Annotated in this window: 22 protein-coding genes and 1 pseudogene; 8 read left to right on the forward strand and 15 right to left on the reverse strand. The window is 35.5% G+C overall.

Annotated elements, in window-relative coordinates:
* Nucleotides 1-359: 359 nt before the first annotated feature.
* Both ACZ9AO_RS23565 and ACZ9AO_RS23570 read left to right on the forward strand, forming a co-directional pair.
* Nucleotides 360-572, forward strand: a complete 213-nt coding sequence (locus ACZ9AO_RS23565) for a virginiamycin B lyase family protein (protein WP_476110763.1) — start codon at nucleotides 360-362, stop codon at nucleotides 570-572.
* A gap of 70 nt (nucleotides 573-642) precedes the next feature.
* Nucleotides 643-1,296 carry a Vat family streptogramin A O-acetyltransferase gene (locus tag ACZ9AO_RS23570; RefSeq protein WP_476110765.1) on the forward strand — a complete coding sequence of 218 codons (654 nt, stop codon included), beginning with the start codon at nucleotides 643-645 and terminating at the stop codon, nucleotides 1,294-1,296.
* Between the two features lie 196 nt (nucleotides 1,297-1,492).
* Here the strand turns inward: ACZ9AO_RS23570 and ACZ9AO_RS23575 are convergent, their stop codons facing one another.
* The 6 genes from ACZ9AO_RS23575 to ACZ9AO_RS23600 form a co-directional block, all read right to left on the reverse strand.
* Nucleotides 1,493-1,876 carry a YkvA family protein gene (locus tag ACZ9AO_RS23575; RefSeq protein WP_476110767.1) on the reverse strand — a complete coding sequence of 128 codons (384 nt, stop codon included), beginning with the start codon at nucleotides 1,874-1,876 and terminating at the stop codon, nucleotides 1,493-1,495.
* Between the two features lie 176 nt (nucleotides 1,877-2,052).
* Nucleotides 2,053-2,871: an alpha/beta fold hydrolase gene (locus ACZ9AO_RS23580; RefSeq protein WP_476110769.1), complete on the reverse strand. Its 819-nt coding sequence runs from the start codon at nucleotides 2,869-2,871 to the stop codon at nucleotides 2,053-2,055.
* A gap of 267 nt (nucleotides 2,872-3,138) precedes the next feature.
* The gene (locus tag ACZ9AO_RS23585) at nucleotides 3,139-4,410 is read right to left on the reverse strand and encodes an MFS transporter (protein WP_318293279.1); all 1,272 of its coding nucleotides are present in this window, start codon (nucleotides 4,408-4,410) and stop codon (nucleotides 3,139-3,141) included.
* Nucleotides 4,411-4,495: 85 nt separating this feature from the next.
* Nucleotides 4,496-5,251, reverse strand: coding sequence for a class I SAM-dependent methyltransferase (locus tag ACZ9AO_RS23590; RefSeq protein ID WP_476110771.1), 756 nt, complete (start codon nucleotides 5,249-5,251; stop codon nucleotides 4,496-4,498).
* A gap of 535 nt (nucleotides 5,252-5,786) precedes the next feature.
* Nucleotides 5,787-6,260 (reverse strand): GNAT family N-acetyltransferase, encoded by a 474-nt coding sequence (locus tag ACZ9AO_RS23595; RefSeq protein ID WP_251543630.1) that lies wholly within the window; start codon nucleotides 6,258-6,260, stop codon nucleotides 5,787-5,789.
* 80 nt (nucleotides 6,261-6,340) lie between these two features.
* Nucleotides 6,341-6,907 carry a histidine phosphatase family protein gene (locus tag ACZ9AO_RS23600; protein WP_476110774.1) on the reverse strand — a complete coding sequence of 189 codons (567 nt, stop codon included), beginning with the start codon at nucleotides 6,905-6,907 and terminating at the stop codon, nucleotides 6,341-6,343.
* A gap of 736 nt (nucleotides 6,908-7,643) precedes the next feature.
* Between ACZ9AO_RS23600 and proC the strand changes: the two genes are divergently transcribed.
* Nucleotides 7,644-8,543 (forward strand): pyrroline-5-carboxylate reductase, encoded by a 900-nt coding sequence (gene proC, locus ACZ9AO_RS23605; protein ID WP_476110776.1) that lies wholly within the window; start codon nucleotides 7,644-7,646, stop codon nucleotides 8,541-8,543.
* A 364-nt stretch (nucleotides 8,544-8,907) separates the two neighbouring features.
* On the opposite strand, the gene ACZ9AO_RS23610 is transcribed toward proC, so the two are convergent.
* From ACZ9AO_RS23610 to ACZ9AO_RS23620, 3 genes are all read right to left on the reverse strand, one after another.
* On the reverse strand, nucleotides 8,908-9,414 hold the full coding sequence (locus ACZ9AO_RS23610) for a hypothetical protein (RefSeq protein ID WP_476110778.1): 507 nt from the start codon (nucleotides 9,412-9,414) through the stop codon (nucleotides 8,908-8,910).
* Between the two features lie 505 nt (nucleotides 9,415-9,919).
* On the reverse strand, nucleotides 9,920-12,154 hold the full coding sequence (locus ACZ9AO_RS23615) for a transglycosylase domain-containing protein (protein ID WP_476110780.1): 2,235 nt from the start codon (nucleotides 12,152-12,154) through the stop codon (nucleotides 9,920-9,922).
* Nucleotides 12,155-12,543: 389 nt separating this feature from the next.
* Nucleotides 12,544-12,846, reverse strand: a complete 303-nt coding sequence (locus tag ACZ9AO_RS23620) for a hypothetical protein (protein ID WP_476110782.1) — start codon at nucleotides 12,844-12,846, stop codon at nucleotides 12,544-12,546.
* A 250-nt stretch (nucleotides 12,847-13,096) separates the two neighbouring features.
* Between ACZ9AO_RS23620 and ACZ9AO_RS23625 the strand changes: the two genes are divergently transcribed.
* The 3 genes and pseudogenes from ACZ9AO_RS23625 to ACZ9AO_RS23635 all read left to right on the forward strand — a co-directional run bounded on the left by ACZ9AO_RS23625 (nucleotide 13,097) and on the right by ACZ9AO_RS23635 (nucleotide 14,528).
* Entirely contained in the window at nucleotides 13,097-13,768 is a 672-nt protein-coding gene (locus tag ACZ9AO_RS23625) for a response regulator (RefSeq protein WP_476110784.1), read from the forward strand.
* An 80-nt stretch (nucleotides 13,769-13,848) separates the two neighbouring features.
* A pseudogene (locus ACZ9AO_RS23630) lies at nucleotides 13,849-13,970 on the forward strand (IS3 family transposase); the annotation flags it as partial.
* A 390-nt stretch (nucleotides 13,971-14,360) separates the two neighbouring features.
* Nucleotides 14,361-14,528 carry a hypothetical protein gene (locus ACZ9AO_RS23635; RefSeq protein WP_476110786.1) on the forward strand — a complete coding sequence of 56 codons (168 nt, stop codon included), beginning with the start codon at nucleotides 14,361-14,363 and terminating at the stop codon, nucleotides 14,526-14,528.
* Between the two features lie 203 nt (nucleotides 14,529-14,731).
* On the opposite strand, the gene ACZ9AO_RS23640 is transcribed toward ACZ9AO_RS23635, so the two are convergent.
* The 6 genes from ACZ9AO_RS23640 to yeiL all read right to left on the reverse strand — a co-directional run bounded on the left by ACZ9AO_RS23640 (nucleotide 14,732) and on the right by yeiL (nucleotide 20,481).
* A complete protein-coding gene (locus ACZ9AO_RS23640) occupies nucleotides 14,732-15,268 on the reverse strand; it encodes a sugar O-acetyltransferase (protein ID WP_202317274.1) in 537 nt (178 codons plus the stop codon).
* A gap of 139 nt (nucleotides 15,269-15,407) precedes the next feature.
* Complete coding sequence (locus ACZ9AO_RS23645; RefSeq protein WP_476110788.1) at nucleotides 15,408-16,400, reverse strand: NADP-dependent oxidoreductase; 993 nt, start codon at nucleotides 16,398-16,400, stop codon at nucleotides 15,408-15,410.
* 105 nt (nucleotides 16,401-16,505) lie between these two features.
* The gene (locus ACZ9AO_RS23650) at nucleotides 16,506-17,564 is read right to left on the reverse strand and encodes an alkene reductase (RefSeq protein WP_476110790.1); all 1,059 of its coding nucleotides are present in this window, start codon (nucleotides 17,562-17,564) and stop codon (nucleotides 16,506-16,508) included.
* A gap of 14 nt (nucleotides 17,565-17,578) precedes the next feature.
* Nucleotides 17,579-18,427: an alpha/beta fold hydrolase gene (locus ACZ9AO_RS23655; protein WP_101226030.1), complete on the reverse strand. Its 849-nt coding sequence runs from the start codon at nucleotides 18,425-18,427 to the stop codon at nucleotides 17,579-17,581.
* Between the two features lie 111 nt (nucleotides 18,428-18,538).
* A complete protein-coding gene (locus tag ACZ9AO_RS23660; RefSeq protein ID WP_048678351.1) occupies nucleotides 18,539-19,114 on the reverse strand; it encodes a TetR/AcrR family transcriptional regulator in 576 nt (191 codons plus the stop codon).
* A gap of 695 nt (nucleotides 19,115-19,809) precedes the next feature.
* Complete coding sequence (gene yeiL / locus ACZ9AO_RS23665) at nucleotides 19,810-20,481, reverse strand: transcriptional regulator YeiL (RefSeq protein WP_476110793.1); 672 nt, start codon at nucleotides 20,479-20,481, stop codon at nucleotides 19,810-19,812.
* A gap of 77 nt (nucleotides 20,482-20,558) precedes the next feature.
* Here yeiL and ACZ9AO_RS23670 point away from each other — a divergent pair, with 77 nt between their 5' ends.
* Together ACZ9AO_RS23670 and ACZ9AO_RS23675 are read left to right on the forward strand one after the other, a co-directional pair.
* Entirely contained in the window at nucleotides 20,559-21,254 is a 696-nt protein-coding gene (locus ACZ9AO_RS23670; protein ID WP_476110795.1) for a YjjG family noncanonical pyrimidine nucleotidase, read from the forward strand.
* Nucleotides 21,255-21,256: 2 nt separating this feature from the next.
* A complete protein-coding gene (locus ACZ9AO_RS23675; RefSeq protein ID WP_095679950.1) occupies nucleotides 21,257-21,886 on the forward strand; it encodes a YczE/YyaS/YitT family protein in 630 nt (209 codons plus the stop codon).
* The last annotated feature ends 225 nt before the right edge of the window (nucleotides 21,887-22,111 follow it).

The raw sequence follows: 22,111 nt of genomic DNA on the forward strand, positions 1-22,111 counted from the left end.
GATTCATTATGTTCTAATATCAGGCTGTATCCATATACAAGCATAATTTTCTAATGTTGAATATTGTTCTTTATTAAATACCCATGATTAATCAACACCGCTGGAGTAACCATACTTTTTAATAAACGATGTGGAAAAAAACTTTTGTATCATACAATTCACCCAAATTGTTAGGTAATTGGATTCTCCTGCAAAATATGACCAATTAGAAACATAGAATCTCAATAACCTTTTCATCTATGAATTAAAATCTCTCCTTGGACAGACTTTCACACCTTGTGCAAAAACTTTTTCGCAGGATTTCAATTATTTATAACGAATGACTAGAAGAATTTCATACAAAAAGAAGGAGGCATATAATGGGGATAAAAATGGACGAATACGAACTTCTTGACAAAGATTCAGGCCCATATGGAATAACTGCCGGAAAAGATGGTGCGCTATGGTTTACACAACATAAAGCAAATCAAATTGGGCGCATTACCATGCAAGGAGAAATTACGGAATATCCAATTCCTACCCAAAATGCGGAGCCACATGGAATTGCATCAGGTCCTGATGGTGCCATTTAGTTCGCTGAGAAATGCAATAAGATTGGCCGGCTAAGTTTATTATAAAAACCCTGAAAGGCAGTGGATATCCATGGAATCAAATAAGCAACATGGGCCAAATCCTCAAGATAAATATCCGATTAAAGGAAATCACGTCGTGCAATTTATTAAAAATACAATCACTAGACCAAACATTATTGCGGGTGAATATTCATATTACGATGCAAGAAATGGTGAGTCTTTTGAAGATCAAGTGTTATATCACTACGAATTCTTCGGTGACCGGCTTGTCATCGGGAAATTTTGCGCCATGGCACCTGGTGTAACGATTATTATGAATGGAGCCAATCATAGAATGGATGGTTTTTCAACCTACCCCTTCAACATTTTCGGACATGGTTGGGATAAGTATACGCCAGCGTTAGATCATTTGCCGTTTAAAGGTGATACCATAATTGGAAATGATGTTTGGATAGGAATGGATACTGTCATCATGCCTGGAATAAAAATTGGGGATGGTGCAATTGTAGCCGCCAAATCGGTTATTACCAAAGATGTGGAACCTTACACCATCGTTGGAGGGAATCCCGAAAAGAAACTTAAAACCCGCTTCTCAGAAGAAATCATTAACGAACTGCTGGAAATTAAATGGTGGGATTGGGATATCTCTATCATTTCTGCTCATATTGATGTGATAGTAAATGGGGATATGGAAAGTCTAAGAACCTTAAAAAATAAAAGATGACAATGCATCAGCTTCAGAGAATCCGATTCTTGTACCACAAATTAATGGAGGGAAAATCACTTTTTATAATAATTGACTATATTAAGATCGCTTTTTAACCATGGCTTTGTTAAAGATTAATGTTGATTTTTTAAACAAATAAAAGAGACCACCTATAAGTGGTCTTCTTGTGCATCCTAGTGAAGTAAAGCACCGGTTAGTTCATTAAACCATAAATATATATAATAGCCCATATTATAATTAAGACCCAAATCATTACTATTAGTGAGCCGACTATCCAATTCTTCGGCTTACCATTTTTCATCATTTCTACTGCCTTAACTTCACAGTCGGTTAATACACTCTTTGGTATCATCTTTAATGCGATCATTATCCCTATTGGAACGAGAATTACATCGTCTAAGTAGCCAAGAATGGGTATAAAATCAGGTATTATGTCTATCGGACTGAATGCATAAGCCACAACACAAGCCGTAAATACCTTTGCATGCCAAGGCACCCGTTCATCTTTACAAGCAAAGTAAAGGATAAAAATTTGCCGTTTTAGTCTCCTCGCCCAAGTCTTAATTTTATCAAACATTTTTATCTCCTATAATAATTAAGCTTTTATTTCCATTATAACAATATAAGATTTACAAAGGATTGTTATTTCACTAACCTCCCCGTTCCATAAGAAATAGCTGCATTCGATCCTAAGCTAAAGCAACCGTTAGTTTAAGTACTATATTTCACAAACTTCAATTACTGCGTTAAGTATTAGTTTTGGAACTCTTCAATTCTATCCAACCATTCATTTAATAGAGTGCTAAAAAGTTGTGGTTGTTCAATTTGTAAATTGTGACCTGCCATATCCAATACAGCAAATGTTCCTCGCGGATACTTGTTTGCTATGTCAAGAGCATCTTTATATCCAACTGAAGAGTCTTGTCTTCCTAACAGGAATACACTGGGTTTAATAAAATCAGACTGGTCAATCTTAAAAGAAAACCCATATTTATTCTTAACCTTATTTAGAAACTTTTCATCTCCAATTTTACAACCACTTAGAATTTCTTTGTTGTACCTTAACCATGTGTACTCATCAAGTACAATGTTGTTATTTCTAAAATCTTCTAATTCACCCTTTGATAAATTTTCAATGAACTTCTCATCCGTTCTCATTATTTTATGTATCTCAACTGTTCTATTTTCTGGAAGAGGAATAATAAGAGGACATATAAATGCTGCACCAAGTATTTGTTCTTGATGCTTTTCAATAATGCCCCTAGCTATATAGCCACCGTAAGATTCCCCAGCAATTACGTAATCTTGGTTAGGAATTACAGCTTGAATAAACTCTAAAACAGCATCCAGCATTTCATCAGAACTACTTATTTCGTTATATTCTTTTGTTAATCCCATCCCAGGCAGGTCGATATAAATACGTCGCCACCCCTCCCTCTTAGTAAATATTGGTTCCATACAACCACTCATTAATCGATGGTCCGGAGAATAACCGTGTATCATTAAAATTGGTTTTCCTTCCCCTAAATCTTCATAATAAATTTCAGCTTGGCGAACTTTGCAATATGCCATATTAATCCTTCTTTCTATAAAAATCATTTTAACTAACAGTACCTATTCTCTTTTTGTTTCTTCAATTCCTTCTTCAACTATCCTGCCCCCATAGTTCAGCAAGAAAATCAACAACATCCTTTAACAGAGCCTTAATCATAGAAAAAATAGACGTATAGAAGGGTATCGCCAAACTGTGGTATTTTGTATGATAAGCAAATCGCAGTAAAAAAAGCCGTTTCCTGTACGATAGGAAATGACTTTTTTTACTTATTATATGGCTTCTTTTTATTTTTCACTTCCCCGAGACCAGATAACCACTGGAATCAATAATAAAGATAATAACCCTCCGATAAATGATAATGCTGTATAACTTGAACCGGCCACAATCATTCCAGATAAGGCTCCACCAGAGGCTCCTGATAATGCAATTAAAACATCCACTGTACCTTGGGTTTTAGCCCGATTTGAAGTGTCGGTTGAATCAACAATAAGAGCCGTCCCACTTATTAAACCGAAATTCCATCCTAATCCAAGTAAAGAAAGGGCAATAACTAGGAGAATCATAGAATCACCTGGTGCAATCGCCGATATTAAACCGGCCAGAAGCAGCGTAGCTCCAGAGGCAATAGCCATGGCAGTACGGCCAAACTTATCAACAAGGACACCTGTAACCAGTGAAGGAAGATACATGGCAGCTATATGAAATCCAATAACGAGACCTATTTCACCCAAGTCATGTCCATGATGCCTCATATGAACTGGCGTCATGGTCATAATGGCCACCATTACAATTTGAGTAAGAACCATAATTGTCGCACCAACAATAATTCCTCTTTTGTTTACCATTTGTTCAGTATCAGCCGAATATCCTAATCGATTACTTTCTTGTTTGGACGCTTCTATTGCTCTTGCTATAACTAATGGATCCGGGCGAAGCAAAACAAAAAGGACAAGACCTGCTAAGATAAATGCTGCCGCTGATAAAATGAAAGGACCAGCGAGTGAAGGAACGCCAATAGAAAGAGCAAAATCCCCCATTACATTCACTAAATTCGGACCAGCAACTGCACCAAATGTAGTAAACACCATGGTAATACTGATGGCAGTGGCTCGCTGTTTATTGTTAGCCAAGTCCGTACCAGCGTAACGAGCTTGTAAATTTGTCGCTGTTCCTGCACCATAGATGAGCAGGGAAGCAAATAAAAGGAAAACGCTATTTATGATGGCTGCCATTATGACTCCTATTGCTCCAAGTCCACCTATCATAAAACCAGCTGTTAGACCTGTACGGCGGCCGTAACGTTGAGAAAGTCTCCCTACGATTAAAGCAGCCCCGGCAGATCCTAATGTAAATAAACCCGATGGCACTCCAGCAAATGCATCTGTGCCAAGCATTTGTTGTGCAAGAAGTGCCCCCACCGTAACTCCAGCCGCTAAACCGGCACCGCCAAAAATTTGTGAAATACTTATAATAATTAATGTACGTTTGTATAACATTTTTTGTTTTTCTTGAGAATCTACATAACTCTGGTTCATTTGATATGTTTTACTGGACATTTGTTAAGACCTCATTCATCATTCTGTAATTTCTCCCCACCATGTACACCTTCCTCTAGTTGATTTTCTAATTTAATATTCACCTTTACTTTTTTAGTTTAAAAACTATAAAATCAGCACATCTGAAATCTTCTTCAAATGAAGGGTATTTTTCTAACATCTCTTTTGATGGCTTAGGTTCTATTATGCATTCTAAAATAAAACCTGTTTTGATTAAAGTGTTTATATAACTTGTTAATGTTCTATGAAAGAATAGCATTTTTTCTTTATCTCCTAAACCTTGTTCATACACCCCTTCATAAAAATACTTATCTACGTTCCAATGCAATTTTTTACCGTCCTTTGTTTTTTCCCAACCACTCTCTGGAGTAACAAAACAAGGATGCAAAATCGAAAATATAAAACAGCCTCCATCTACTAATAGACGATACATTTCTTGAAATGCTTTTTCGTAATTTGCAAGATCTTGAATAACCATATTTGATACTATTAAATCGAAACTTTTGTCCTCTAAAGAATTCAAGTCCTCACAATTACCCTGCCTATAATCAATCAACAAATCATTTGGAGTTCTTCCCTTAGCAATTTCTATCATCCGTGATGAATAATCCACAGCCGTTACAGTCGCTTCGGACCTCGCTAAAATCCGACTTAAATACCCCTCACCACACCCGGCATCTAAAATGTTTTTATTCCTCACCGTTTCCATAAGTGATAATAAAGTTGGATTTAAAAAAACTTCTTTATGAAGGTCTCCTTGCTCGGTATGATTTGCAGAATATGTATCCGCGAAACTATCCCACCTTTTAATCGCTTCTTCTGTACCAATACTCTGATTCATGTTAACTCCTCCCTGTACTTTTGCTTTAAATTCATTCCCATCACCCGATAAACTTCTTCTTACCTGCCCCGATAGTTGCATTAATAAAAAGCTGCCTTAAAGACAGCTCCGATTTTTTGCTAATGCATGACTACCACATCTGTTCGTCCTTGTTACTTAGCTTATATATAAATGGCATCAAAGTAATCACTAAAGCATACGCAACTATTTCAAAAGCTAAGACATTACCTTTAGGTACACCATATGATATTAACGGTACAATCAATAAAGATATAAATATAAATAGGATGAACATCTTAACTTCTTTTTAAAGGTAAACATTTTAAAAAAGGCCTCTATCCAACCCCATTTATAGCCACATTGCTGACAGGTTGGCATATGCAACAAACTCCTTTCAATTAAATCAATATTACAAATTATATCATTTATTCCTAAACTATCCTGACTAGTTTGTTGCATAAAGAAAAAGCTACCTTAAAGACAGCTCCGATCTTTTGCTAACACACCGGTTAGTTCATTAAGAAAATTATAATCGCTAACTTGAAAGATAATTATTTTGGTTATTATTCTCATAAATTCTTGAACTACTTCCCCAAGGATGGTATCCGTCACCTATATATGTGTATCCATATTTTTCATAGTAGCCAATGTGGTCAGTACAAAGGAAAACTTTATTGAATCCTGCTTTTTCAGCATCAGCTTTTGCACGTTTAAGTAGCTCTTTGCCTAAAGACCTACCACGATAGCTATTTTCAATATATAGGGCACATATCCACGGCCATAAATCCATCCGACTAATAAAATCATTGCTAATAAGTCCTGCGCAGCCAATAATTTCACCAGAGTCAATCATTAAATACCAAATAGGGAACGGACTATCCGTTGTTATGCTGTGTGTAATACAGTCCTCATATACTTTCATACTGTTTTCAGTTGCCCATTTGCACTGAAAATATTTAATTGCTTTTTCTTTATACTCTGGATGTTCTCTAACGCTAATAATTTGCATAGGACTTTCCCTTCGTTTTCTTATTTTATATAATTTTTTTGGCGCAACCCTTACTAAAGGTTCGCCCTACATTAATGTATTTAATTAATTTTTATTATTTTATCTTCATCCCAAATACGTTCCAAGATCACTTCATTATTAATACAGTTTATTTGAAAAACGTCAGGGTTACTAAGATTTTTCCAACACTCGAAATCAAAGTCACTATTATAATTCATTAACAGTAAGGATATTATATTTCCGTGACTGACGATTACTGTATTTTTAGTCCCACTTTTAAAGATTTCTTCTACAACATTTACGATTCGATTTTTCGCTTCTTGACTTGACTCTCCTCCTTCGAATTTTAATTCCATATCATTAAATGTTGCTTTTAGTTTTTCATACCAATCAGGTAAGTCCGTTGTGCTTAGTGTTCGTTCTGAGAGGCGTTCATCAATCTCTATTTTAATCTTTGTTTTCTCACATAATGGTTCTACTGATTGAATAGCACGCAAAAAGGGACTCGATATTATTCGGTCAAGTTTTGCATTACTGAAAAAATCAACTAAATATTTCGCTTGTTTCAAACCCTTTTCTGTTAACGGAGATTCCGAAGGTTGCCCTTGTGCTTCACAATGTCTGACAATGTAAATCTTCTTTTGCATACAGATCCTCCCACATAAGTAGTAGATACTAGTTTCTATATTTCTCTATAATTTTCCTTCTTGGATAATCTGCCCCTTTAGTTCCATAAGGAAAAGCTGCCTTATAGACAGCTCCGATATTCAGCTAATGCACCCCGATCCGTTCTTGAAACATAACCCTTCCATCACTAAAAAAATTTATAGTGTACACTTTGTTATTCATGGTTTCTTTATCGGGTAATATAAAAAAGTAATTCCCTTTTTATTTAATTCTTTACTCTTTTCCAATAACTCCACAACTTCCAATTTGTTTATAAAAGCTTGTATTTCATTAATGTCTGTAATGACTTGGAAGATACCCCATCCTCATCAACACCTTGCACTAATAATGTTGTATATTCATCTTCATGTGCTTCTCCCTTCAATAAAATAAGGTCAAGTCTTAGATAAAATGGGAGAGCGATTATTAAAAGGGCATTTTACAGACAAAAAATACGGCCAAAACCTGTAACGATATGAATTGTTTTTTTCGTTTTTCTTCCTAAAATATCCGCAAATACCCCGATTACAGCCGATTATCCTTGATTAAATGACCTGACTGGCATGTAAGCCCCAAATGATAACGCTTCCCTTCACTATCTCGGCCTTTTCCTTGTGAATGTCCTCTCTTCCCTTGAATCTAAATCTCAGCATGTTACGATAACAAGGTTAAAAAATACGAACGGAATTACGAACAATGAACTTTTAGGAGGGCATAATGTTGAGAGATAAAACTGTTGCATTTTTAGGAGCCGGTTCGATGGCAGAGTCGATGATTTCAGGAATTGTGCAGATTGGGAGCATACCAGCAGATAGAATTTATGTGACAAATCGCAGCAATCAATTACGACTCGAGGAAATGAATCACGTGTATGGAGTTCATGCGGTCCATCAGGATGCATTGCCATATGAAGAAGTTGATTTCTTTATTTTGGCAATGAAGCCCCAGGGAGCAGCAGATGCTCTTGATGCACTCAAAGATAAAATAAGGGTGGATCAAGTTGTAATTTCTGTTTTAGCGGGCATTTCCACTGAATTCATGGAAAATCATCTACAGCTTGGACAGCAGGTTGTGCGGTTGATGCCGAATACGTCGAGCATGATCCGGGAGTCGGCAACTGCGTTATGTTCGGGAAGACATACAGCGATGGACAATGTGATAGCAGTGAAAGAACTGTTAGGCTGTATGGGAAAAGTGTTCTTAATTGAAGAAGAGCATATGGATATTTTTACAGGAATTGCAGGAAGCGGACCTGCTTACTTCTATTATTTAATGGAGCATATGGAACACGCTGGCGTTAAAAAGGGTATGGATGAAGCGATGGTCCGTGAGATTGTCGCCCAAACGATTTTAGGCGCAGCCAAGATGATTATGGTGAACGACGAGACACCGGCAAGTCTCAGAGAGAAAGTCACTTCACCAAATGGAACGACGGCATCCGGACTTGATGCTTTACGGAAAAATAATGGCGGCAGAGCCATTTCACAGGCGATTCATCATGCAGCGAAACGATCGAAAGAGCTGAATGATGAGATGGCAGTAGCGTACAGGAAATCGATTAATCCCCCGAGAGTACTGGGGAACTTCTGTACCATAAAAGGACGGTGTCTAAGTTAATCATCTCCATAAATACACCATGGAGCCTCCTTAGGAAATTATATGTATCAAAAGATGTGGTTATCAAATAACAATCCTATCAAATAGTTAAGAAAAAATATAAACGTAAGAAAAACGGAGGAAAACATGAAGAGAATCCTTGAGTACATAGAGTTATTAATCCACTCAAAACCGCACCAATTCAATCTTTAACTGTTTTGAGATACAAAATCGAGTACATTATATACAGTCATATAAATTTATCTGTAAATTTCAGATGTACTTTATCTTTTGGACATAAAAACACCCCTTTAGAGGATATTATCCAAAGGGGTAAAACGGTGCAACTTTATTATAAACATCGTGACTTTATTTCAAAGCCAAATCATTTTCCCTTTAATTCAGCTAAATAGTGCCTTACGGCACTTTCAACTAGTTCATAAACCGTCCTATCATGAATGATTGCTTGTATTTTTAGTTCCTTCATAAGTTCAACATCCATATCGAATGAAGAACGTTTTCTTATAACGTTGGTTCGTTCTATGGTTGGTGCTGATTGTTCGTTCGTTTGTTTGACCTGTTCTTTACCACGTTTTATGCCAATGTTAGAACGTTGGTTGGTATCGTTAATAGGTTCTTTATTTACATTAGTTGAAACGTTCGCCTTTGCTTTCCCTGCTGTTGCAAAGTCATAAATAAGCTGCTCTTGTACCGTTTCCTCGTCACCTTCACCAACGAAATACCAGCCTTTTTCGCCTGAATTTCTATACTCATAACCAGCTTTTTTCAATGCTTTTCTTAGTAATTTTTCTGAAAGATGAACATCAGCCTTTTTGGCAATATTCGCTGGTGTATCAGTTTTAATTAATTCCAAGATTTCCCCGATTTTCATTTAGTGCGCTCACGGGAAAACCAATACTTTGTTTTGATATTTCGATAAGTCCCAATGTCTTTGATCAGATCGGCAATAAGATCATAACCGCAATATGTGTGCCTCATCGTGCTAAATTCATCTAATGTGACATAATCATCACTCTTTAATTCAACGTGACACTCTCCACAACAAATCGCCATATCAACACCTCCAAAAAGTATATTGATATATTCGTCGAAACTTGGTGGCTATCCTTCTTTCGTACAAAAAAACAGGTCTATTGACGGTTCATGTTTGTTAGAATTAGGCGCCTGTGTAGCTTTGAAAATAAGTTTGATAAAAAATACCTAACAAGCCCTTATTCTTTTCTTGTGATTAGTATACAGTTTTTATAATATAGTTTGATTATTTTTGGTTATCCTTAATGAACTAACGCACCAGTTAGTTTAAGTAGAAACTCTCACACTCTCTTATGTGTATCATAAAAAAGGATGGAACCAATGCGATTCCATCCTAAAAATCTTTATTGTTTGTGTTGCTTTTCCTCTTGTTGTTTATGCTTCTCTTCCTTTTGTTTGTGTTTCTTTTCCTCTTGTTGTTTAGGCTTCTCTTCCTTTTGTTTGTGTTTCTTTTCCTCTTGTTGTTTAGGCTTCTCTTCCTCTTGTTTATGTTTTTTACCCTCTTTATTTCCACCAATATCTAACGATTTTTCTTTATTATTTTTTGTAACTGGTGGAGCTTCTTCAGGATTTGCACCTTTAATGAACAGTTCATTATTCACCCGGTATACATCACTAGGCTGCTGGAAGCTACTTTGGTCTGTTCCAAACGCTTCCAGCATGGCCTTAAACATTTGGTGCGAGATTTTAGTTGAATTTCCATCCATATAATTACCTAGACCATTTTTAGTATATCCAGTCCAAACCGCCATAGTGTATTGCGGTGTATAACCAGCGAACCAACTATCATTTACCGCACCGGTTGGATATCCATATTGCGCTCTGGTTTTACTGTCAAAATTGGTTGTGCCAGTTTTTCCAGCCACATCTAGTCCATGGACATTTGCTGTTTTTCCTGTACCAGATTTTACGACTGTCCGTAACATATCCGTCACCAAATAAGCTGTGTAATCATGCATAGCACGTTTTGGCTTTGGAGTTAAATTAACAACTCTGCCATCAGGATAGACAACTTTACGAACAAAATGTGGTGTATTGTATTCACCGTTATTTCCAAAAGCACTATATGCCCCTGCCAACTCTAATGGATTAACCGTATTACTTCCAATCGCATATGATTCGTACACCTTATTATTATTAAAAGTAATACCCAGATTTTCTGCAAAATTTTGTGCTTTATCCATCCCTACATCTTGAAGGGTAAGAAGTGCTGGAATATTGTATGACCATTGAAGTGCTGTTCTAATCGACATCATTCCGTGATATTGATGATCCCAATTAGAAATAGACTGACCATTTGAGTAAGTTATCTCATGATCATTAATTTGGTGTGCTGTAGACCATTTTGAATTTTCAATAGCCGGACCATAATCAAAGACTGGCTTGAAAGTAGATCCTGGTTGACGTTTAATATCAACCGCAAAGTTGTTGCCTCGGAAGGAAGCTTTATATTGGTTTCGACCGCTTCCAATAGCTCGAACTTCTCCTGTTTTTGTATCTGAAAATACGAAGGCTCCTTGAAAATTGTCATTTGGATAAGAAATAATCGTATCGGTGTTCATTATTTTGTCCGCAAAGGTCTGAGCTTTTGGATCTAGCGTCGTATAAATAGATAATCCATCCGAACTGATATCTACATTTTTCAGTTTTCTTTCAACTTCTTTTACAACAGCGTCCAAAAACGCCTCGTACGGCATTCCTTGCTGTTTCGTTTTTGGAACAAGTCCTGCTGTAACTGAAACCTTCTTTGCATCCTCCAATTGCTTTTTCGTAATATACCCTTGTTTATACATAGCTTCTAAAACAATATTACGACGATTTGTTGCAGCTTTCACATGTTCAGGTTCAGTGGGATCGTAATTACTTGGACTCTGTGGGAGCCCCGCCAACATAGCGGCCTCCGGAAGCGTTAATTTATTTAGATGATCGGCATCGATTCCGTAGTAATTTTTGGCGGCAGCTGCTACACCATATGTCCCGTCTCCAAGGTATATCTTATTTAAATACATCATTAAGATTTGATGTTTGGAATACTTTTGCTCAAGCTGATAGGCCAAGCTCCATTCCTGTACCTTCCGCTTTATTGTTTTCTGAGGTGACAAAAAGGAGTTTTTAATGACCTGCTGTGTAATGGTACTTCCGCCTTGAGATCCGAAATCCCCTTTTAGGTTCTTGGAGATTGCTCTCGCAGTTCCTTTTATATCAATGCCATTGTGTTCATAAAAATGTGCATCCTCCGTGGCAATGAAAGCATGTTCCAACATTTTTGGAACTTGAGAATACTCAATTTTTGTCCGCTTTTCTTTACCATATTCGTAAAGGAAATTCCCGTTTTTATCGTATAATTTGGTAGAAAGCGGATCGACTAGTTTTGAAGCATCTATTTTAGGTGCATCCTTAATCATTGCTGCAACCGTAGCTGCCCCTATTCCAATTGAAACAACACCTAACAGTAAAAACCAAAGTAAAACTTTATTCAAAAAAGACCTTCTTTTAGGGGGATTTTTATCTTTTTTTTGATCTTGTTTTGTTTTTTCCACTTGTTTTCGTTCCTGACGAGAACGATACGTTTCTGACATTAATCTTCTCTCCCATATTCAAGCTATTCAACAAAATTTAAGAAAACTATGCAAAGAAATAACCTTTTATTTACTCACTAGCCATTGATGGTCAGTATGGTATTTATAACAATGCATTTCATGCAAAACCTGTATATAACGAATTAAGAAAGAATACTCTCCTTGGTCGGTTTTCGCAATAAAGTAATCACTTCGTACTATCTCATCTAATGCATCTTGTAGAACCTATTCCTTCTTTACATCTGGCCCTTTTAATATTTTTTCTCGTTTAATATCATTATCCAAGGTATAACAAACAATGACATATAGTGAACAAATAAAAAAAGACAGTGTACCACGCTGCCTCTTGTTGTATGGGTTAAAGAAAACAAAGAATTATTTATTCTTATCTAGTGAACAATTATTCTATGTTTTAATTCTGAATTCATATCTAAAACACCTATCACAATTTGATTATCTTCCGTCAATGTTATGTATCTGAAATAATCATCATCAGAAATCAACAAATCGGTGTCATTCGTCGTTTTTTCCATTTTGGCAAATACATCTACTGTGTACTCAAGGTGAAAAAAATCATCAAATCCCTTGCTTGAACTACCTACCCAGGTATACAGAAAATCTTTCAGTGTGATTTGTTCATTCACCGATAAGTGTTTCTTGAATTTTAACTTATCTACTGTGACGCTTATCATTTTTCAACACTCCTTAACGAGGATTAATTATATACAATGAAGTCTCCTCCAACAATGCTATTTGTATAACAATCCGTTTACAGTTTAGTTACTATAGGGGTACCGCCACATCGCCATTAAGCTAAGAAAAAGGATTATCCCCAAAACGAAAAAATATGCTATTCTTTGTAAATGCTGCTGAAAAGAAAATTCCATATCATTTATAAATTTTAGAGAATAGGCATTTAAATAAATTAGGAGGAAGAAGCCGTTGAAGACTAGTATCATCATTATCGATGACCATCAGCTTTTCCGTGAAGGCGTTAAGCGTATATTAGATTTTGAATCATCCTTTGATGTTGTTGCCGAAGGCGATGACGGAAGCGAGGCTATGGATCTTGTTAGTACACACAAACCAGATGTCGTTATCCTGGATATCAACATGCGGAATATGAACGGTGTCGAAGCAACTAAAATGATTGTAAACCGTTACCCTGAAACGAAAGTCATCATTTTATCGATTCATGATGATGAAAACTATGTACAGCATGCATTGAAAACAGGAGCACAAGGTTATCTGTTGAAAGAAATGGACGCAGATGCGTTAATTGATGCTGTTCGTGTAGTCGCAGAAGGTGGCTCATACCTTCATCCGAAGGTGACACATAATCTAGTCAAAGAATATCGCCGTTTAGCTACTGATCGTGATTCAGTGCATGCTGTAGAGATCAGAAGACCGCTTCACCTATTGACTCGACGCGAGTGTGAAGTTCTTCAAATTTTAGCATACGGAAAAAGCAACCGTGCCATCGGCGAAACTTTATACATCAGTGAAAAAACAGTAAAAAACCATGTGACTAACATTCTTCAAAAAATGATTGTAAACGACCGTACACAAGCTGTTGTTCTAGCTATTAAAAACGGATGGGTAGAAGTGAAATAATTTCAACTTATGTTAAGTCCGGCTCTTCAGTTTTCGCAATGCGTGCTGAAGAGGCGGGCTTTTCTCGAAACGATCCTCAGAAACAAGAACTAGCAAAATATATAGAATACTATAAACACAAACGAATCAAGGCAAATTAAAAGGCATGAGCCCGGTACAATACCGAGCTCATGCCCAACGGGCTGCCCAACGGGCTGCCTAACGAAATAACCTGTCTAACTTTATGGAGTCAGTTCAACGTTAAGGAATCGACTTTTTTTACTTTTTCTTAAGGAACTAACGCACCCGTTAGTTCCAAAAAAATTGTTTAAAAAAGTTTAAGAAGTTCATTTTCTAATATTGCTTCAAACCCTTTTTGCTTAAAACTATCAACTTCTTAAAAACGGTTATAACCAGTAGATTTATGCTGTTTTTATAGCCTTATTTTCACTATTTGTACTATATTGTACAAACATTTTTTCTATTAATGAATAAAATAATTTGAAAATTAAAAAAGAGGTGATTAAAATAAACCCGTTTAATCCTATTCAACATTGTAAACCTTTTAAAGATACCACATATTCTCATAACAAATGTGACCATAAGAAACACGATGATTGTTGTAAGAAAAAATGCTGCAATGATGACCATCACTTTGATTTTTGTAAGAAAAAACGCTGCGATGATGACCATCACTTTGATTTTTGTAAGAAAAAATGCTGCAATGATGACCATCACTTTGTTTGTTGTAAGAAGAAACACATTTGGTGAATTTTGGTAATTAGTGGTTTGTTAAATGGAAAGTGCTTTGATCCAGTACTTGATCAAGGTACTTTTTTTATATATTACCAAATATAGTTTATATAAAAAATACGAATTTCTTGAACTACCTGCCCCGTTAGTTCCATAAGAAAAAGCTGCCTTAAAGACAGCTCTGATCTTCAGCTAACGCACCCGGTAGTTTAACAATGAACAACTGGAAAATTAAATACTTTTTAGTATCTTTGCTGGGTTTCCAGCCACTATTGTATTGGCAGGAACATCTTTTGTAACAACAGAACCAGCAGCAACAATTGAATTATCTCCAATAGTGACTCCAGCCAGGATTATGCAACTTCCGCCAATCCATACATCGTTTCCAATTATAATTGGTATTCCATATCCACTCTTGTTCCTATCCTTGGGTTCGATTGAATGACCAGCCGTATATATCCCTACATTGGGGCCTATCATACAGTTGTCACCAACCCTAACTTCTGCCATATCTAAAATAGTGCAGTTATAGCCAGCATAGAAATTATCGCCAACGTGGATATTGTAGCCTAAATCGCAATGGAAATTGTGTTCAATACTAGGAGCAACACCTACAGTACCAAACAAATTCTTTATAGTTTCTTCTCTTTTTGAGAAATCTTCTATAGCACTATTGTTAAATTCTTGAACAAGTTTATGAGCACGAATATTTTTTAATTTTAGTTCCTCTGTTCCTCGTTCATAATAGATTTTCTCTTTATCGTTCATACCTAATTTCCCCCTTTCAGTTAGTACAAATGCTACCATAATCTTCAACTAACCTGCCCCGTTAGTTCTATTAGCAACCTCGATAAGTTAAAAAAATAAACACTTTCTACCTAAGGAAAGGTTTGTTAGATAAGACTGATTATTTCAATTTAAGTATTATTTTTCCCTTTGCTCTTCCAGTCTCTGCATACTCCAATGCTTTTTGGGCATCTTCGAAAATAAAAACCTTATCAAGTGTAGGCTTAATTACTTCTGACTCTAACATTTCTGTTAAAATTTTCAACTGCTCTCCACTATGCTTCATAAAAAGAAACGTGTATTGGACATTATGTTTTTTTTCTAGCTTCATAAGTTTATAACTTGCAATGGAAAATAAGGTTTTTTTTAATGAGCTAAATCCGTTTTCTTTAGCAAAGCGACCATTCGGGATTCCAGATATAGAAACAATCTTTCCTCCTTTTTTTAATGTTACAAATGATTTCTCTAACGTCGCCCCCCCAATGGTATCAAGAACTGCGTTGTAGTCACGAATCGAATGTTCGAACTTTTCTGTCTTGTAATTAATAACTTCGTCAGCGCCAAGAGATTTTACCAAATCACTACCATCACTAGCTGTAGTTGCGACAAAAGCACCTATATGTTTTGCAAGTTGGATAGCAAATGTTCCTACTCCCCCTGATCCTGCATGTATTAATATTTTATGTCCTTTTTCAATTCGCAGAATATCATGTAAAGCTTGGTAGGATGTCAATCCGACTAGAGGGATGGAGGCGGCTTCTTCAAAACTTAAATTTTTAGGTTTTAATGCAATATCTTCTTGGTTAACAGAGAGATATTCAGTAAAAGTTCCCATTTTATTTGCTCTAGGTCGACCATATACCTCATCACCGACTTTAAACTTCGTGACACTAGTACCTACTTCAACAATTTTTCCAGAAAAATCGTTTCCTAAAATTAACGGCATCTTGTACTTCAATAGTAATTTTAATTCACCTTTTCGAATTTTTGTATCAAGAGGATTTATACTTGCCGCATATATCTCAACTAAGACCTCATCATTATTTATTTTGGGCATAGGGAAGTCTAAAAAATTTGGTTTTTTACCGTAGTTTTCAATTGCTAAAGCTTTCATTACAATCCTCCACATTTTTATTTAACGCACATGTATCTTTTCATAACGAACCCTAAGAAAAAAGATTATGAATATCCCTAGATGGGGATATTCATATTAAATAAATTATTTTAAGAAAGGATAATCTGTATAACCTTCTTTTCCCCCTGCATAGAGCGTGTTTTTATCAGGTTCGTTTAGGGGAGCACCTGATTGAATCCGTTCTACAAAGTCTGGATTAGCTAGTACCCAAGTGCCAACTGGGACAACATCTGCAAAATTATTATCTACATCAGACGAAAGTTGATCTAGAGGACGACCTGGACGGTTAACAAGAAGTGATTGATCCCAAAGTTGTCGCACATCTTTTAGGAATTGCTCGTTTCCGAAGTGCATTAAATGCAGATATGCAAGGTTAAGCTTATTTAATTCACTTATTAAATAGCGATACATCTCAAGGCTATTTTCCCCCTCATCAATGCCTTGCAGTGTTCCTTGAGGAGAAAAACGGATGCCTGTTCTTTCTGCTCCTATTTCATCAACAACTGCTTTAGCTACTTCAATAGCGAATCGAGAACGCCCCTCAATCGTACCACCGTATGCATCTTGACGATGATTGGAGTTTTCACTAAGGAATTGTTGGATCAGATAACCATTCGCTCCGTGAATTTCAACTCCGTCTGCACCAGCTTCAATTGCTGAACGTGCTGCTAAACGAAACTCATTGATAACATCTTTTATCTCAAGCTCACTCAATTCTCTTGGTGTTGGAATTTCTTTCATTCCTTCTGCCGTGAAAATTTCTACTCCAGGTGCAATAGCTGACGGTGCAACTGCTTGGCGGTGGTGAGGTGTGTTATCAGGGTGTGATACACGTCCCACATGCATAAGCTGAACAAAAATATGACCGCCTTCACTATGAACTTTAGTAGTTACTTTTTTCCACCCTTTAATATGATTTTCTGTATAAATACCAGGTGTATTAGTGTAACCTTGCCCATCATCTGAAGGTTGGGTTCCTTCGCTTATAATTAAACCGACTGAAGCACGCTGACCATAGTACTCTGCTATTGAATCGCTCGGTGTACCATCTGGTAAAGCTCTACTTCTAGTCATCGGAGCCATTCCTATACGATTTTTCAAGTCAATGTTTCCGATACGAACTTTTTCAAATAATCTGCTCATATGAATACTCCTTTTTAATAAGAATTAGAATCAAGGAATGAATTTACGTGTTCTGCAAATAGTTCTGGAAATTGAAACAGGTGCCCGTGACCAGAATCAGGATATATAATCAGCTGTGCTTTGGGTAATTTCTCTGTTAAGATATAACTGTTTTTAGTCGGTACCATCACATCATTAACACCATTAGTAACAAGTACAGGGTGTTTGATGTTTTGTAACCATTCATAATCATGATTGGATTTTTGTTTAGCCCATTTTGCAATGGCTTGTAATTGTGCCTCTTTTACTTGTTCTGAACTGTTTACTTTTTTCTGATTAAAAATTCTTTGTAGTGAAGCCATTCCTGCAGATTTACTTGTTTCGGTTTGTCCGTAGAAAAAGAACATAAAATCATTTATTCCATCTTCTTCCGTTCCGCCGTGACGATTCATTCTTTCAAAAATCTCTGGATTTGGATTAATACCAGATTCAGGCGAAGTACCTGCCATAATAATTTTTCTTACTAAATCTCCCTCTTGTAAAGCTAGCTCTTGTGCAACCATGCCACCAATGGAAAAACCAAGAATGTCAACTTGTTCTAATCCAAGAGTTTTTATAAATGTTGCTGTATCTTTTGCCATATCAGCAATTGTAGTAGGCGTTAGTCCATCGGTCTCACCAACCCCTTTATTGTCAAACAAGATTACTGGGCGTGTATTTGCAATAGGTTCAAGCATGTTTGGATCCCAGTTTTCCATCGTTCCTCTAAAGTGAACAAGAAATACTACTGGTATACCATCTTGTGTACCAAATTTTCTATATGCGTAACGAGTTCCATCTGCTTCAATAAATTCTGATTCTGTTGGTATTTTAAAGTTAGTCATTATTGTGTTCCTCCTTAGACATTTAAAAACTGTTTTATAAGTATGCATTATGATGGTTTGTTTCATGTTATTTTTAGAATGAACGTTCTAGAAAGGGTAAAAAAAAGAAAGCTAGTCCAACACTGAAAGTGCTAGGGTGATGATGCCTTCTAATTCTTTTTTATTGTAATTAGTTTTTATTAGTACTCTTATACCTACCAAATTGTTGTGTAAGAAACGAGATGTGTTATCAGAATCGATTTCTTTTGATAGCTCTCCACTAGTCTGGCCCCGTTTTATAAGGTTATTAAACATATCTTCAGTACGGTTAAACATTTTTGTAACTATGCGTCCAATTTCTTTGTCCAGCAAAGATAATTCTATGGCTGCATTTACTGATAGACAACCTTTTGGGTATTGTTCAATGGAATTCAGTACGAAAATAAACACATCACGTATCGTCTGTTTAATGGATGAAGTGCTACTAATTATGCTTTCCATCTCATTGACGATGAGCTCTTCATAGTGATTAAGGGAAGCTAAAAACAATGAACGCTTGTCACCAAATGTATCATATATACTCCTGCGGTGTATTCCCATATGATCCACCAAATCTTGCATGGATGTTTTTTCATAACCCTGTTCCCAGAAAAGCTCCATTGCTTTTCTTAATACAGCTTTTTCGTCAAACTCTTTACTTCTAGCCATTTTATTTCTCCTTTAAAAAATCCATGAACCAATACTAACAAAAACAAACGTCATAATCCATTATAGAATGAACGTTCTAAAATAAACACATGAATTTCAAACCATGATTAAATAATACCCTTTTTAGAACGATTAGTAAAGAATTATAAATACCCAATAATCCCCAACACATTTGCTACATATGACAATGTTATCCTTTAACTTTCACCTAGGGGTACCGCCAAGCATTTCTTTATTCGTTTAGTTTCTTCAGGAATGTTTTCTTCCACTGTACAATTAATGGATCAAACTCTTTTACAGATGCACTCATACCAAATAAACAAGAAACAGCAATTAGAAAAAAACATCTGAGCCCTTACTCAACCAAACTGCCCCTTTAGTTGCATAAAGAAAAAGCTGCCTTAAAGACAGATCCGATCTTCAGCTAACGCACTAGTTAGTTTAAGTGAGGGACATCACAAACAGAATATTAATTCATCTTAACAATATTTTATTTTATTAGGCTATGTTAAAAACTTTGGTTGAATGAAAAAACGCAAAAGATTTGGTTAATTTTAAATTTTAATGGTGGTAGTAAATATTCTATTAGCTATTTTAAAATTTGAAAACGTATATTAGCAAAGCAGTATTCGTTTCTGTGATAAGAAAAAAGTGTAACAACTTGTTTATATTTCAAGTTATCAAATCATACTAAATTAATCCTTTTTTGAACTTAATCTTTCTAACTTTTCTTTATTAATGATATAATATTTTCTTCCTTTTTTTTCTAATAATCCTTCTTCATGGAATTGGTTAAGTGTGTACAATAAATGTCGATAGCTTACCCCCACGTATTCTGCTGTTTCGGTATGCTTCTCTTGAAAGCATCCATCGTTTTCTATTTGAAGAATATATTTGGCCAATCGATTTTTGAATTCATAATCCTGCATATCTGTGTAATGATCCGTTCTTTTAAGTAATTTATCACCTAAATATTTTGATAAATTATGGAGGAAACGATTGTCATTTAACAGATGCTCTTTCGATGAAGCCAATGGAACCGCTAAGCAAGTGCAGTCATTTATAGCCACAACATCTTTTAAACTCTTTTCCACCTCAATCAAGGATAATTCACCAATAAAATCATCTTTCTTTAGAAACTGAATCAGCGCACGTTTTCCATTTTCGTGTACTATATATATTTTTGCCCGCCCATCCAATAATAAAAATAAGTACTGAATATCTTCATCAAAGCGCACTATATATTCATTTGAAGAAAACTTACAAATAAAAGCCTGATGTAAAACTGCTTTCGGAAAAGTTTCTTGAATATCATTATATATATCCACAAAATTTTCAGCGTAATCCTTCAAATTGATTTTTTCCATTTTATCACCTCAATATGAGATATCTCCTATTATTATATTGTTCCTTTCGATATATTACTACCAAGAGGTGGATAGGAATGAACAAATACAAACATATTATTTTTGACTTAGATGATACGATACTTGATTTTCAAGATTCAGAAGAAAAGGCTTTAAAACAAATTATTACGCTGTACGAGTTGCCCTATAACAAACAATCAATTGCATGTTATAAGCGCATTAATGATGGATTATGGCATCAATTAGAGGAAGGCTTGATTTCTCGTGAAGAAGTGCTGACAACGCGTTTTTCACTTTTTTTAAAGGAATTTCAAATAGATGAAAACGGAGCAAAAGTTGAAGCTATGTACCGTGAGCATTTAAACCAAGGACATAAGGCCATCACCCATGCACATGAATTATTAAATGCTTTAAGTAAGCAAGATTATAAATTATATATTGGAACAAACGGTGTAGGAAATACTCAAAGAAAAAGATTATTAGGTGCCAAGCTACAAGGTTATTTTGAACAACTTTTTATCTCCGAAGAAATTGGTTATGAAAAACCGAATCCCCAATTCTTTTACTATATTTTTGATGCCCTGCATACAAGCAGTAAAGAAGAATTTTTAATGATAGGTGATCGTTTAACATCGGATATTCAAGGAGCTATCAATGTCGGAATTGATTGTGTATGGTTTAACCCTAAGAGAAGCATGCCTAAATCATGTTCACCTAAGAGCACATATACGATACCAAATTTAATGCAAATAATGGACTTATTAGAGGAATAATCATGAAAAAAGTAATTCAATCGATTCTACTCTATATAGTAAGTGCTATTGGCATTAGTCTTACATTAAAAGCTGATGTTGGTGTCAGCAGTTTTAATGCGATGAATTTATCAATATCTGAATGGACTTCCATCAAAGTTGGCACAATTACATTCATTGCAAATCTCATTTTTCTATTCGGTTATATCTGCCTATGCGAAAAAAAGGATTTTAGAAAATTCACTTTGATGTTCATTTCCAGCTTGTTCTTTGGAATGGTTATTAATTTTTTCCTCTATACTATTTTCGGTACGATTTACGTAGAGAATTATTTAGTAAGAATCGGACTATTTATTTTCGGTGCGATACTAGCCGGTGGAACAACAGGCATTATTTTATCATTAGATATTATTCCTTTTCCTATTGAAAGTTTATGTTTACGAATAGCTGAGTTAACAAAACGCCCTTTCTCTCAATACAGATATTGTGTCGATTTATTCTCCATTATTCTATCAATAACAATATCACTACTATACAATTTACCAATCAATATTCGTGAAGGAACGATTATCAGCTTCTTCTTATTGTCCGGCATTATTTCATATACACGATTGAAATTTAAAAACTATCAACAGAAACCACAAACTCAATAAATAGCATAACTAAAAAATAACCTCTTACGGTTGAGAATCCAAAGAGGTTATTTTTATCAAGCTTTAATATAAATTATCGAACTTTATTCTAAATGATCAATCTTTTTTGTAACACTACAGTTACACTAACCTCCCTCAATAAACTAAACACAATCTCACGATTGCTTTAGAATTCTTAGGATTTCATAGTCATATCATTAACCGTTATCTATGTAAGCTCGGCAT

This window comes from Peribacillus sp. TE19612 (assembly GCF_056279465.1).